The 12,639-nt window shown below is 62.3% G+C and carries 9 protein-coding genes; 3 read left to right on the top strand and 6 right to left on the bottom strand.

Annotated features, from left to right (window positions below):
- The first annotated feature begins 8 nt into the window (after positions 1-8).
- A complete protein-coding gene (locus Q5Y75_RS03575; RefSeq protein ID WP_306194425.1) occupies positions 9-647 on the top strand; it encodes an imm11 family protein in 639 nt (212 codons plus the stop codon).
- A 66-nt stretch (positions 648-713) separates the two neighbouring features.
- Here Q5Y75_RS03575 and Q5Y75_RS03570 read toward each other — a convergent pair whose 3' ends face one another.
- From Q5Y75_RS03570 to hemB, 4 genes are all read right to left on the bottom strand, one after another.
- Entirely contained in the window at positions 714-1,109 is a 396-nt protein-coding gene (locus Q5Y75_RS03570) for a nuclear transport factor 2 family protein (protein WP_306194422.1), read from the bottom strand.
- Between the two features lie 67 nt (positions 1,110-1,176).
- Complete coding sequence (locus tag Q5Y75_RS03565) at positions 1,177-3,639, bottom strand: penicillin acylase family protein (RefSeq protein WP_306194420.1); 2,463 nt, start codon at positions 3,637-3,639, stop codon at positions 1,177-1,179.
- A gap of 133 nt (positions 3,640-3,772) precedes the next feature.
- Positions 3,773-4,345: a lipid-binding SYLF domain-containing protein gene (locus Q5Y75_RS03560; RefSeq protein ID WP_306194419.1), complete on the bottom strand. Its 573-nt coding sequence runs from the start codon at positions 4,343-4,345 to the stop codon at positions 3,773-3,775.
- Between the two features lie 140 nt (positions 4,346-4,485).
- Entirely contained in the window at positions 4,486-5,484 is a 999-nt protein-coding gene (hemB, locus tag Q5Y75_RS03555) for a porphobilinogen synthase (protein ID WP_306194417.1), read from the bottom strand.
- 124 nt (positions 5,485-5,608) lie between these two features.
- Here hemB and Q5Y75_RS03550 point away from each other — a divergent pair, with 124 nt between their 5' ends.
- Both Q5Y75_RS03550 and mfd read left to right on the top strand, forming a co-directional pair.
- On the top strand, positions 5,609-6,130 hold the full coding sequence (locus tag Q5Y75_RS03550) for a component of SufBCD complex (protein WP_306194415.1): 522 nt from the start codon (positions 5,609-5,611) through the stop codon (positions 6,128-6,130).
- Between the two features lie 21 nt (positions 6,131-6,151).
- Entirely contained in the window at positions 6,152-9,610 is a 3,459-nt protein-coding gene (gene mfd / locus Q5Y75_RS03545; protein ID WP_306194413.1) for a transcription-repair coupling factor, read from the top strand.
- Between the two features lie 33 nt (positions 9,611-9,643).
- Here mfd and Q5Y75_RS03540 read toward each other — a convergent pair whose 3' ends face one another.
- Together Q5Y75_RS03540 and Q5Y75_RS03535 are read right to left on the bottom strand one after the other, a co-directional pair.
- Positions 9,644-11,317: a tetratricopeptide repeat protein gene (locus Q5Y75_RS03540; protein WP_306194410.1), complete on the bottom strand. Its 1,674-nt coding sequence runs from the start codon at positions 11,315-11,317 to the stop codon at positions 9,644-9,646.
- A gap of 51 nt (positions 11,318-11,368) precedes the next feature.
- Complete coding sequence (locus Q5Y75_RS03535) at positions 11,369-12,577, bottom strand: multidrug effflux MFS transporter (RefSeq protein WP_306194407.1); 1,209 nt, start codon at positions 12,575-12,577, stop codon at positions 11,369-11,371.
- Between the last annotated feature and the right edge of the window lie 62 nt (positions 12,578-12,639).

Raw genomic sequence — 12,639 nt, 5'->3', positions numbered from 1 at the left:
CCCGCGATGTGCTGCTTGAAGCGCGGCGTTTAGACAAAAGATCAGGCAGGAGAGTGGTGATGCCTTGGATTTTGCACGAGAGCATCTCGGACGAAGAAGATGTGACATGGGCGATGCTGGACACCAAGACCGGCAGGCAAGGCTTCATAGAAGGTGTTTCATCGCCGCGCTTTAGCGGCGATCCGAAACTGCTTCCGATTCATTTCGTGCAAACATCCGATCAGACTGAATTTACTCACTTCATGCGTGGCGGAGGTCTGGGAGTACACCTTGTCAGCCGCGCATTTCGCGATCTGATTGAGGAGATGGACCCGGGCCACAGTCACTACTATCCCGTTATTCTGCATTGCAATGACGGGCGCGTCTTGGAGGATGCCTATTTCCTGCACAAGTTTGCGGATTTCATTGAAGACGGGATCATCGTTGATGAGTCGAGTGTGGAGCCCGTGATGCGCAGGGGCAAGATCGGGTTCTACAGCAGTAACGCCTGGCCTAAACTTGTCTGGCGCAGCGACAAGATCAAGGGGCGGCACGTCTTTGCTGACCGCTTTTTGGGCGACCGGTTTTGCGTCTCAGACGCGTTTCTGGCGGCTGCTGAAGGCAGAGGCTTTGGCGGCTTCAGCAAAATAGAATCCTTTATCAAGTAACTTTTGTAAGGCGCAATCAATGTCGGATTCTTTTGCCAGAACCTTTCGGAAGTTCTGCGAGAGTCCTTAGCGCCCGTCAATCTGGCGCTGGTGATCGTCGGGGTCGAACCAGACATGGGCTGACCGGATGCGCAGATCCGCGTCCATCTCCCACTCTTCCCAGCCTCGTATGGTGACCTGATTGCCGGTTTCGGCATGGGTGCCCTGCAGCGTCCAGGCAAAGAGCGCATGGTCACCCGCCTTGCGCATCGTATCGCAGGTCATGTCGAGATCGGGGAATTCGGTAAAGAAACCCTTGGCCACTTCCGCCACCGCAGCCTGACCGACCAGCGGCGCGCTGCGATAGATGGTGATCTGGCCGCCGGGGGCGAAAAAGCTGGCCACGTAATCGGGGTTGCCGGAACTCCAGGCCAGGGCATAGTTCCGCGCGAGATTTTGCAATCTGTCCTGGGCTGTGGCCATTGGGGGAGTCTCCTTGCCTTCACACCGGCGAAACTATGCCAAACCGGTGCGCCGCGTCCAGATGGGCTTATTGCGGGATGAGCGTGGTCACGCCGACGGAGGCCGCGCGCGCCAGATCGGCATCCAGCGACATCGGGATATATTCGCCACGCCGCCAGAGCTGCGCCTGATCGTCATAGTGACGCGACAGGAAATGGCCTGATTGGCCGGTGGAGATGACAAAAACCGAGCTATCGGGATCGGCGAAATCATAGACGCCCCGAAACCCTGCGCCATGCACGTTCTGGAACGGGGCCGGGTCCTCGCCCGAGGTGCGGCCCCGCTGCAGGGTGTTGTCCCCGCCGCTGGTCGATTGCCGGATATTCACGAAATAGCGCAGCACCGGGACCTCGCCCAGAATCGGGTGGTCATGGGTGGCCTGATGCGCGTCGCCCCAGCGCAGGCTTTCCAGCGCGCTGCCGTGAGTCTCGGCGATCCAGACCAGCGCGTCATCCAGCGCCAGACGGGCCATTTCGGTGCAGCTTTCGACCGGGGCGCTCTGGCTGACATCACACCAGACCGAGGCACCGTCCACATCACGGAAGACCCGTTCGATGAAGAGCGGATCGACATGTTTGAACTCATCGGCCAGCGGGCCAAGCTCATCCTCGATCAGGCGTTTTTGCAGGGCGCGCAGCCAGGCGGCATAAATCAGCGGTTCGGGCAGATGCTCGTTCATCTCGCCATTCCAGTCGGCCAGCAGCGACAGCGCGATCTGGCGCTGGCGTTCGGGCGTGCCTTCGGGCGCGGCTTCGCCGGTGAACCACAGGTCGGCGCCGATCAGCGGCAGCAGCGAGCGGGCGGCGAAGCTGACCGGGTCAAGTTGCGCTTCGATGAAACTGTCGCGGGTATGGACCTGCCGCGATTGCATCAGGCGTTCCCAGCGGTTCACCCGCTGGGTGTCGCCCCAGCTATGTGAGACATGGTTCGGGAAGGGCCGGTCGACGGTCTTGTTGTTGGTATTGCCCAGCAACCCTCCCTCGGGCGACAGGAAGGAGGGGTTGGTGTCGTAGGGCATCCGGCCCTGCCAGCGGTTTTCGGGCCGCCAGCCTTGGCTGGGCATCCGCCCCTGGCTCTGATGGCGCGCATCGCGGCGCGGGATCGCACCGATGGTCTGCATCGCAACCGTTTCCCGATCGGCCAGGGTCAGGTTCTGGGCCGGGGCAAGGTAGCGCTCGCCTTCTTCGATGGCCTGCGCCACGGTCTTGGCGCTCATCAGCGCGATGGCCGCCGACATGGTCGTGTCGTTCGGGCTGAGCGCGGTCCAGGCCAGCGACACCACATGCCCAGGTGGGGTAATGCTGCCCAGATTGTACATACTGCCCGGCAGCACCGGCCCGTTTTCGGTCCAGCGCAGGGTCAGCGTGATCGGGGCGGCGTTCTTGATCTGGATGATCGAGGGGCGGTTCTCGAACGGTTTGTAGCCCTCGGGCGTCAGGTATTCTTCAGGATTATCCGGGTTGAGCTGTTCGATATAGAGGTCCTGATCATCCACGTAAGACGAGGTGATGCCCCAGCCGAGATAGTCACTGCGCCCGGTCAGGACGGCGGGAATGCCGGGGATGGTGCCGCCGATCACCCCCCCCGAGGTCAGCTCCAGCCGCGCCAGATACCAGGTTGACGGGGCAGAGAATCCCAGATGCGGATCATTGGCCAGCAGGGTGCCACCGCTGGCAGAGCGGCTGGGATCAGCCGCCCAGGCATTGGAGGCCCCGGCCAGCCCGCGTTCCGGGATCGGCGAGATCGGGTCGGCAGCGGGCCGTTCCCCCGAGGCATAGCGGGGCAGATCGGGGAAGAGCGCCGAATATTCCGGCAGCGCGGCAATGCCGGAGCCAGGCACATCGGGCAAAATGTCGCGCAGCCGGTCGGGATCGTCCAGTATCAGCGAGGTGCGGGCGCGCAACACTTCTTCTTCCAGATGCCCGGACAATTGCAGCGCCATCAGCTTGATCATCGCGATGCTGTCGGCGGGTTGCCAGGGGGCCATCGGGGTCGGAAACAGGAACATCTCGGGCGCGCCGCGGCCGAGGGATTCCTCGTTGATCTGGTTCAGGCGCGCGTTTACCCCGGCGGCATAGGCGCGCAAGGCCACCATCGTCTCTTCGTCCTGAACCGCGACCGACTGCTGTGCCGCGCGATAGAGGTCAAGCCGCCGCAACAACCGGTCGAATTTGACCGTGCGTTCGCCGAAGACTTCGGACAGGCGGCCCTGCACCGTGCGGCGCATCAGCGTCATCTGCCACATCCGGTCCTGCGCATGGGCAAAGCCGAGGCCGAAATAGACGTCCGCGTCGGTTTCACCAAAGATATGGGGCACATTGGCGTTGTCGCGCACGATTTCGACCGGCGCGGTCAGGCCCGTTACGGCAACCTCGCGGTTGTAATCGGGCAGCGACTGGCTGGCCAGGAAATACACCAGGGCAACGCCTGCCAGCACCAGCAGGATCAGACCGGAGGCAATCCGCAGCAGCCAGCGAAAGATCAATCTCATGGGTGTGCCGTGCCTTCTGCTGTCCGGATCGCGGCCAAACTAGAGCAAGCGGCTTGGGGCCGAAAGTCCATTCCCTGCGGAAACCCGACCGGATTGACCGACGGGGGCATAGCCCCGTCGGCGCAGGCCTGCATCAGGGTATGATGCGGGTGTATTTGGTGCCTTCGACCGTGGCCCCCAGCAGCAGACCGGCCTGACCAAAGACCGCTGCAATCACCGGCGAGGTGGTAGTGGTGGTGGTGGCTGACAGGGATTCACCCTGATCGCCGACAACATAGGCCAGATCGGCACCTGCCTCCCAGCCGCTGGAGCGGCGGAAATTGCCCAGCGCATCCTCGGTCATGAAAAAGAGAACCGTGGCATATTGCGCCGCGCCGATCTGCAGGCCGGCAGTGCCCTTGACGGTCTGGTAGTAATCCACTGTGACGCCATTGACGCGCAGCGCACCGCGCCCATAGGCGCCGCCAAACCCAAAACCGGCCTCGGTGATCAGCGGCATCACCAGGATGCCATTGGCCTTGTTGCCGATTTCGACGGTGTTTGGGTACTGGTTATAGAGTTCCTGCAGGGTCGCATCGACCCGGGCGTCAATAACGGCGGCGTTGGAATTTCCGACGCCATTGCCGCAGGCGGCGGTGACGGTCAGCCCGGCCATGCCAAGGGCAAAGCCGCGACGGCTCAGTCGTGGGGATTGGGTACTGCTCATTTTCTCTGTCTCTGTGGGTTGCCTGATAAGCCGGTTTGTCCGGTCTTGGCGGCAAGCATACGCGGAATGTGGGGCGCTGTCACCTTGTTCATGACAGCGCCGGGCGGGATATCGCCCGGAAAATTTCATAAATTAAAGGGTTAGCCCTGCAAAATTCGCGCAACTTCGGGGGCGAAATAGGTCAGAACCCCGTCGCAGCCGGCGCGTTTGAACGACATCAGGCTTTCCAGCATGATCCTTTCGCCATCCACCCAGCCATTTTGTGCCGCTGCCTGCATCATCGCGTATTCGCCCGACACCTGATAGGCATAGGTGGGCACGCCGAACATGTCCTTGCTGCGACGGCAGATATCCAGATAGGGCATGCCGGGTTTGACCATCACCATATCCGCACCCTCGTTCAGGTCGCGGGCGATCAGCCGGATGGCCTCGTCAGAATTGGCCGGGTCCATTTGATAGGTTTTCTTGTCGCCGGTCAGCGCGCCGGAGGCCCCCACCGCATCGCGGAACGGACCATAGAAGGCGCTGGCATATTTGGCGGCATAGCTTAGGATCATCACATTGCGGTGACCGTTTGCCTCCAAAGCCTGCCGCATCGCGCCGATGCGCCCGTCCATCATGTCCGATGGCCCGATGATATCCGCGCCCGCATCGGCCTGCGCCAGCGCCATCTTGGTCAACGCTTCGACGGTTTCGTCATTGACGATCTCGCCATCCACCACATAGCCGTCATGCCCGTTGATGTTATAGGGGTCGAGTGCCACATCGGTCATCACCGCGATCTCTGGTGCTGCCGCCTTGATCGCCCGGATTGCGCGGTTGCTGAGGTTGTCGGGGCTCCAGGCCTCGGCGCAATCCTCGGTTTTTAGGGACGGATCGGTATAGGGAAAGAGACAGATCGCCGGGATACCAAGCGCCTGCGCCTCGACGGCGGCCTGCGCGATCCGGTCGACGCTACGCCGCATGACGCCGGGCATCGAGGGCACGGGTTCCTCGACGCCATCCCCATCGCGCACGAAGACCGGCCAGATCAGGTCATCCACCGTCAGCACGTTCTCGCGGACCAGCCCGCGAATGGCTTCGGATTGCCGGGCGCGGCGAAACCGGGCGGTCGGAAAAGGGGCAACGATGGGTTTCATTTGGTGATACTCCTTGCGCAATTGCGCTCTGGGTGGCATGGAATTGTCCCGGTCTCAAGAGTGGCAATTGAATGCGCGCCATGGCAGAGGCCTCAGGACAAGAGCATAGGGCAGGGCAAGACGGTTGGACTGGTACGACTCGATCTTCGAGATGATCGATATGCGCAGCTTCTCGAACCTTTGGTTCTGGATCGGGCTTGCGGTCATGTGGTCATCCGCCAGCCACTGGGTGATGGGCATCCCCTTTGACATGGTGACCCGCGCGCGCCGATTGGGCGGGCAGGCTGAGCAGGACCTCAACGATATCACCCGGGTGAACGTGAACCGGCTGCTCTATATCACCGAGGTGTCGGGGCTTTGGATATTGGCCATCGGCTGTTTCTTCCTGTCCGGGATGGCGATGCTTGGCTTCTTTTACGGGATCGAATTTGCTCAGGCGCTGTTCCTGCTGGCCTTCCCAATGTCGATTGTCGGTCTGGTCAATCTGGCGACGGCCCGCGCAATTCATGGGCAGAACGCCCAAGGGGTCGAGATTGCGCGTTTCCTGAACCGCTGCCGCATCATCACGCAGGTCATTGGCATGATCTCGATCTTTGTCACCGCCCTTTGGGGCATGTATCAGAACCTCTCCATCGGAGCCCTCTAGGGCGGGGAAAGGACCCAAAGCATGACAGCAGCGGATCACGTTCTGGTTGGCGGTGCCCCCGAAGGCTACGACGCGCAGCTGATCCTGCGCGAGATTGCCCGCGCCGATGGCCCGGTCTGCCATGTCGCGCGGGATGACAAGCGGATGGAGGCGACGCGCGCCGCGCTCGCCTTCCTTGCGCCTGATATGCCGGTCTTTGTCTTTCCGGGCTGGGATTGTCTGCCTTATGACCGGGTCTCACCCAATGCCGAGATATCTGCCGCGCGTATGGCCACGCTGGCCGCCCTTGTGCATCAGATGCCGCAGCGCTTTGTGTTGCTGACCACGCTGAACGCGGCCAGCCAGCGGGTTCCCGCACGCGCGCTGCTGCGCGAGGCGGCCTTCACCGCGCAGGTCGATCGGCGCATCGACGAAGAGGCGCTCAGGGCCTTTCTTGTGCGGATGGGATTCACCCAGAGTCCCACGGTGATGGAGCCCGGCGATTACGCCATCCGCGGCGGCATCATCGACATCTACCCGCCGGGCGAAAGCGGCCCGGTGCGGCTGGATCTGTTCGGCGACGTGTTGGACGGGGCGCGCCGGTTCGACCCGGTGTCGCAACGCACCACCGAAAAGCTCGATATCGTGGAACTGGCCCCGGTCAGCGAAGTAATCCTGGACGAGGCTGCGATCACCCGTTTCCGGCAGAATTACCGGATCGAGTTCGGCGCGGCGGGCACTGATGACCCGCTTTATGAGGCGGTCAGCGCCGGGCGCAAGCATCAGGGCATGGAACACTGGCTACCGTTCTTCCATGAAGAACTGGAAACCCTGTTCGACTACCTGCCCAACGCCACGATCACGCTGGATGATCAGGTCACGCCCGCGCGGCTGGCGCGCTGGGACAGCATCCAGGACCAGTATGAGACCCGCACCCACGCGCTGCAAAACCGCTCGCGCATGGACAGTGTCTATAAGCCGACGCCGCCGGGGCTGCTCTATCTCGATGATACCGCTTGGAGTGAGGCTGTGGCGGCCCGTCGCGTGATGCAGTTCAACCCTTTACCGCAGGCCAGCGGGCCGGGCGTGATCGATGCGGGCGGCCGTATCGGGCGCAATTTCGCGCCCGAGAGACAACAGGAAAATATCAGTCTTTTCGGTGCGTTGGCTGGTCATGTTCAGGTGAAATTAGACGCCAAACCGGTCCTGATCGCCTCATACTCCGAAGGTGCGCGCGAACGCCTGACCGGGTTGATCGAGGATGAGGGCCTCGCTGAGGCGATCCCGGTTCCCAATGGTACGCGGATCGGCAAGCGCGGATTGCATCTGGCGGTCTGGGCATTGGAACACGGGTTCGAGACGCCCGAGATGGTGGTGATTTCGGAGCAGGATGTGCTGGGCGACCGGCTGATCCGCGCGCCCAAGAAGCGCCGCAAGGCCGAGAATTTCCTGACCGAGACCCAATCACTCAGCCCCGGCGATCTGGTGGTGCATGTGGATCACGGCATCGGGCGCTATCAGGGCATGGAGGTGGTGACCGCCGCCGGGGCCGCCCATGAATGCCTGCTGCTGGAATATGCCGAAGCGGCCAAGCTCTACCTGCCGGTCGAAAATATCGAGCTGCTGTCGAAATACGGCCATGACGAGGGGCTGCTGGATCGGCTGGGCGGCGGCGCGTGGCAGGCCAAGAAGGCCAAGCTTAAGGAACGCATCCGCGAGATGGCGGACCGGCTGATCCGCATCGCCGCCGAGCGCGCCCTGCGCAAGGCCCCGATGCTGGACCCGCCTGCCCATGCCTGGGAAGAATTCTCTGCCCGTTTTCCCTATCAGGAAACCGATGACCAGTTGCGCGCCATTGGGGACGTGATGGAGGACTTGCAATCCGGCCAGCCGATGGATCGGCTGGTCTGTGGCGATGTCGGGTTCGGCAAGACCGAAGTGGCCATGCGCGCGGCCTTTGTCGCGGCCATGTCCGGCCTGCAAGTGGCCGTGATCGCGCCCACCACCTTGCTGGCGCGGCAACATGCGGCCAGTTTTGCTGAACGGATCCGGGGGTTTCCCCTGGAAGTCAAACAGTTGTCGCGCTTTGTTTCTGCGGGCGAAGCGCAGAAAACCCGCGATGGCCTGTCGCGCGGAACGGTCGATATCGTCATCGGCACCCATGCGCTGCTGGCCAAGGGCATCCGGTTCCAGGATCTGGGCCTGCTGATCATCGATGAGGAACAGCATTTCGGCGTTGCCCATAAGGAACGGCTGAAACAGCTACGCTCGGATATCCATGTGCTGACGCTGACCGCCACGCCGATCCCGCGCACGCTGCAACTGAGCCTGACGGGCGTGCGGGACCTGTCCATCATCGGCACGCCGCCCATCGACCGGCTGGCCATCCGCACCTATGTCAGCGAGTTCGACGCGGTCACCATCCGCGAGGCGCTGCTGCGCGAGCATTATCGGGGCGGGCAGAGCTTCTATGTGGTGCCCCGCATCAGCGATCTGCCCGAAATCGAGGCGTTCCTGAAAGAACAACTGCCCGAGCTAACCTATATGGTCGCTCATGGCCAGATGGCCGCCGGAGAGCTCGATGACCGCATGAATGCCTTCTATGACGGCAAATACGATGTGCTGCTGGCCACAACCATTGTCGAATCCGGCCTCGATATCCCGACCGCCAACACGATGGTGATCCATCGCGCAGATATGTTTGGTCTGGCGCAGCTCTACCAGATCCGGGGTCGCGTGGGCCGCTCGAAAACCCGCGCCTATGCGTATCTGACCACGAAACCCCGTGCCAAGCTAACAGACACCGCCGAAAAACGCCTGCGCGTGCTGGGCTCGCTCGATACGCTGGGGGCGGGGTTCACGCTGGCGTCTCAAGACCTCGATATTCGAGGCGCAGGTAACCTGCTGGGCGAGGAACAGTCCGGCCAGATGCGCGATGTGGGCTATGAACTCTACCAGTCCATGCTGGAAGAGGCGATCGCCAAGATTAAGGCGGGCGAGATGGAGGGGCTCAGCGATGCGGATGATCAATGGGCGCCGCAGATCAATCTGGGCGTGCCGGTGCTGATCCCCGAAGACTATGTGCCCGATCTGGATGTGCGGTTGGGCCTCTATCGCCGCCTGTCGTCGCTGTCGAAAAAGGTTGAACTGGAAGGGTTTGCTGCGGAGTTGATCGACCGCTTCGGCACGCTGCCAAAAGAGGTGAACACGCTGCTTCTGGTGGTGCGCATCAAGGCGATGTGCAAACGCGCGGGCATCGCCAAGCTAGATGGCGGGCCAAAAGGGGCCACGATCCAGTTCCACAACGACAAATTTGCCTCGCCCGAGGGTCTGGTGGAGTTCATTCAGAACCAGAAGGGCCTCGCCAAGGTCAAGGACAACAAGATCGTGGTGCGCCGCGACTGGGCCAAGGAAAGCGACAAGATCAAAGGGGCCTTTGCGATAGCCCGCGATCTGGCCGAGAAAGTCGTGGGGACGCGGAAAAAAGCAAAAACCGCCTAATCGGAGCACAGCCCCGCTGCGGGTCCAGCGCGATCACACGGCCGCTGCCTGCATCGCAGCCTGAGCACAGAAACAGGAGGCCGCCACCGAACGGTCGGCGCGGGCCAGCGCAAGGTCGAGACGCTGCTTGATCTGAATGATTTCAATATCTTCCCCGCGCGCCTTCAGGCAGTCATGCAGACCTTTCAGGCTCCAGACATTGTCGGGATGCACGGTGGCGCGGCTGAGCTGGCCGCCAAGACCGAGATCTTCGCGATAGACGGCTTCGGCCTCTTCTGTATGGCCCTGTTCAAACAGCAGCGCTCCGAGCGCGTGGCGGGTGGGCTGCATCCAGCCCCAGGGCTCGTCATAGGGCAAGCCGTCATCGAGGGCGACCGAGGCGCGCAGATGGGCAAAGGCGGTCTCGAAATTGCCTTTGCGGTACTCGATCTCGCCACGCAGCATTTCTGAAGCGATTTCAAGAAGGTGGACGGCCTTGTTGTTGTGCATCAGCCGCGTATCCGGAACCCTGGCGCGGGCGGCGTCAAACAGTTCTTCCTCGGCCTCTGCCGCAGGCACGTCGCCGGTTGCTGCATGGGCGATGGCGCGGGCGTAATGCACGGTTGCCGTCACGGTCCGGTACAGATCGGTGTCGTCTGGCAGTTCCAGCGCCTTGGCGCGCTCCCATTGGCCGAAGCGGATCAGGATGTGCGGTTCCATCGCCATGTAGCTTTCGAAGAAATCCGCCATGGGCGGGCTTTCGATGCGCAGCATCTCTTCGGGTGTGGTCGCCCAGATGCCGCGATTGGCGTCTAGCGCGGGCTGCATTTGTCCAAGGAAAAGAGCGCCGTAGATGATGAAGTGATAGTTGTGCTGGCGGTAGCCGGTATAGATGTTGAACGCGCCTTCGCGCTCGTAATAGAGCAGATCGGCGACAACCGCCTGCTGGTTCCAGCGCACCACGTCTTCATAGGCGCCGCAGAGCACGTCGATATGGCTGGGCATATGCACCAGATGGCCCGCATCGGGCACTAGCGTGCGCAGGATATCCCCGGCTTTCAGCGCTTTTTCGGGCGTGGGCGACATCTCCATCAGGTGGATATAGAGATGCAGGATGCCCGGGTGGGACATCGCTGCCGGATCGTCGCGCATGGCGGTTTCCAGCACGTCCTGCGCCTCCAGCGTGGCCGCGCCCTCGGCCGGGCCACCACTGCGCAGGTCCCACATCTTCCAGGGCGTGACGTTCAGCAGGCTTTCGACATAGATCGTGCGCAAGTCGAGTTGGTTCGGGCAGGCGGCGAAAGCCGCGCGCATGGCGTCGGCGAAATCGCGGTCCCAGCCCTGCATGTCTTCCAGCGGCGCAGACGCGCGCTGCGGATAGCGGGCGAGCAGGGCGTTGATCAACTGGGTTTCCAGCTTGGTAAGTCCCTCCAGCCTTGTCAGCGCTTGCTGCGTGGCGTCATAGGCCTTGGTCAGCGCCCGCTCGCGTCCGCCTTCGTCCAGCAGCGCCCAGGGCAGGTTGTAATTGGGACCGGCAGCATAGGCGACACCCCAATAGGCCATGGCGCAATCCGGATCATGTTCCAGCGCGCGCTCGAAACAGGCAATCGCCTCGTCATGGTTATAGCCATAAGTCCAGACCAGCCCCCGGTCGAACCAGAGCTGCGCCTCATCCGAATTTGTGGTGATCCGGCAGCTATGCGTGCCGAGGTCGTAATCATATGACATGGTGGCCCCTCCTGCCAGGCAGGATAGGTGAGGCGCGCGGTTTCGCAAAGCTCAGGCTGTGACGCGCTGTTCCACGCGCGCCATTTGCAGCATCAGCAGGAAGGCCAGCACCGACATGGTGAAGATGCCGCTGGTGAGCGGCAGCAACGTACCATCGAAGAACAGCCCGATCGGTGCCGCGATCAGCGCGGCCAGCACGGTCGAAATGGCCCCGATTACCGAAGCCGCCATGCCCGCGATATGGCCCATCGGTTCCATCGCGATTGCGTTGAGATTGCCCAGCGTGATGCCTGCCATGGCAAAGACGGTCGTCTGCCACGCGACAAAAATCGCAAAACCGGCCAGGTCGGGCAGCGGCAGGCTGGTCAGGAACAACACACTGCCCGACAGCGCGATCTGCGCCCCCAGCGCCCAGGTCACCAGACGGCGCATGCCAAGCCGGACCACAACGGCGGCGTTCAGCAGGCTGGCAGAGCCAGAGGCCAGCGCCACCGCGCCGAACCAGAAGGGGAAGCTCTCTTCCCGATCAAAAATCACGTCATAAACCGGCTGCACCATGGTGAGCATGGTGAACAGAATGCCAAGGCACAGCGTCTGGACCGCGATGGACAGGCGCACGGTCGGATTGCGGAACATCTCCAGCACCGCGCTCCAGAGCAGCGGCGCGCGGAAGGGGCGGCGGTTTTCGCGCGGCAGGGGCTCGTCGAGCCGGAGGCCCATCCAGGTCACCATGATGCAGGCAAAGATGACAAATGCCATGAAGACGCCGCGCCAGCCGGCAAACACGATGATGCCCGCGCCCAAGGCAGGCGCCACTGCGGGAAAAAGCGTGAAGATCATCATGGCAATCGACATGATCCGCGCCATCTGACGACCGGAATAGAGGTCGCGCACCACTGCCACTGCCACGATCCGGGGGGCCGCTGCACCGATGCCCTGCAAGACGCGGGCGGCCAGAATGGTTTCGAGCGAGGTGCTGGCCCAGGCAAGTATCGCCGCGAAGATATAAAGCGCGACGCCCGCATAGATCACCGGTTTGCGCCCGAATGCATCCGAGAGCGGGCCCGTGAAAAAAGTGCCGATCCCCATCCCCGCCACAAAGGAGGTCAGGATCAGTTGGGCGCGGTTTTCCTCATCGGGGCTAAGCTCTTCTGCGATCTCGGGCAGGGCGGGCAGCATCGCGTCGATGGAAAACGCGATGGTCGCAAACATCACGCCGATTAGCGCGATGAACTCTGCTGTCGAGATTCGGGTGCTCATTCCAAGGCTCCTTCTCCGCCCGCGCTATCACGCGGATGGGATCAGAGCCATAGACGTAATCG

Origin of the sequence: Ruegeria discodermiae (assembly GCF_030758345.1) — a bacterium.
In the GTDB taxonomy this organism is placed as follows: Bacteria; Pseudomonadota; Alphaproteobacteria; order Rhodobacterales; family Rhodobacteraceae; genus Ruegeria_C.
The sequence above is the reverse complement of the archived record's forward strand: the minus strand, read 5'-3'. Positions and strand labels throughout refer to the sequence as shown.

Excerpts from the sequence above, each read along its gene's own strand:
- Q5Y75_RS03565 (WP_306194420.1), bottom strand. The coding sequence starts at position 3,639 with ATGAGATTGATCTTTCGCTGGCTGCTGCGGATTGCCTCCGGTCTGATC.
- Q5Y75_RS03540 (WP_306194410.1), bottom strand. The coding sequence starts at position 11,317 with ATGTCATATGATTACGACCTCGGCACGCATAGCTGCCGGATCACCACA.
- Q5Y75_RS03535 (WP_306194407.1), bottom strand. The coding sequence starts at position 12,577 with ATGAGCACCCGAATCTCGACAGCAGAGTTCATCGCGCTAATCGGCGTG.
- Q5Y75_RS03570 (WP_306194422.1), bottom strand. The coding sequence starts at position 1,109 with ATGGCCACAGCCCAGGACAGATTGCAAAATCTCGCGCGGAACTATGCC.
- mfd (WP_306194413.1), top strand. The coding sequence starts at position 6,152 with ATGACAGCAGCGGATCACGTTCTGGTTGGCGGTGCCCCCGAAGGCTAC.
- Q5Y75_RS03560 (WP_306194419.1), bottom strand. The coding sequence starts at position 4,345 with ATGAGCAGTACCCAATCCCCACGACTGAGCCGTCGCGGCTTTGCCCTT.
- hemB (WP_306194417.1), bottom strand. The coding sequence starts at position 5,484 with ATGAAACCCATCGTTGCCCCTTTTCCGACCGCCCGGTTTCGCCGCGCC.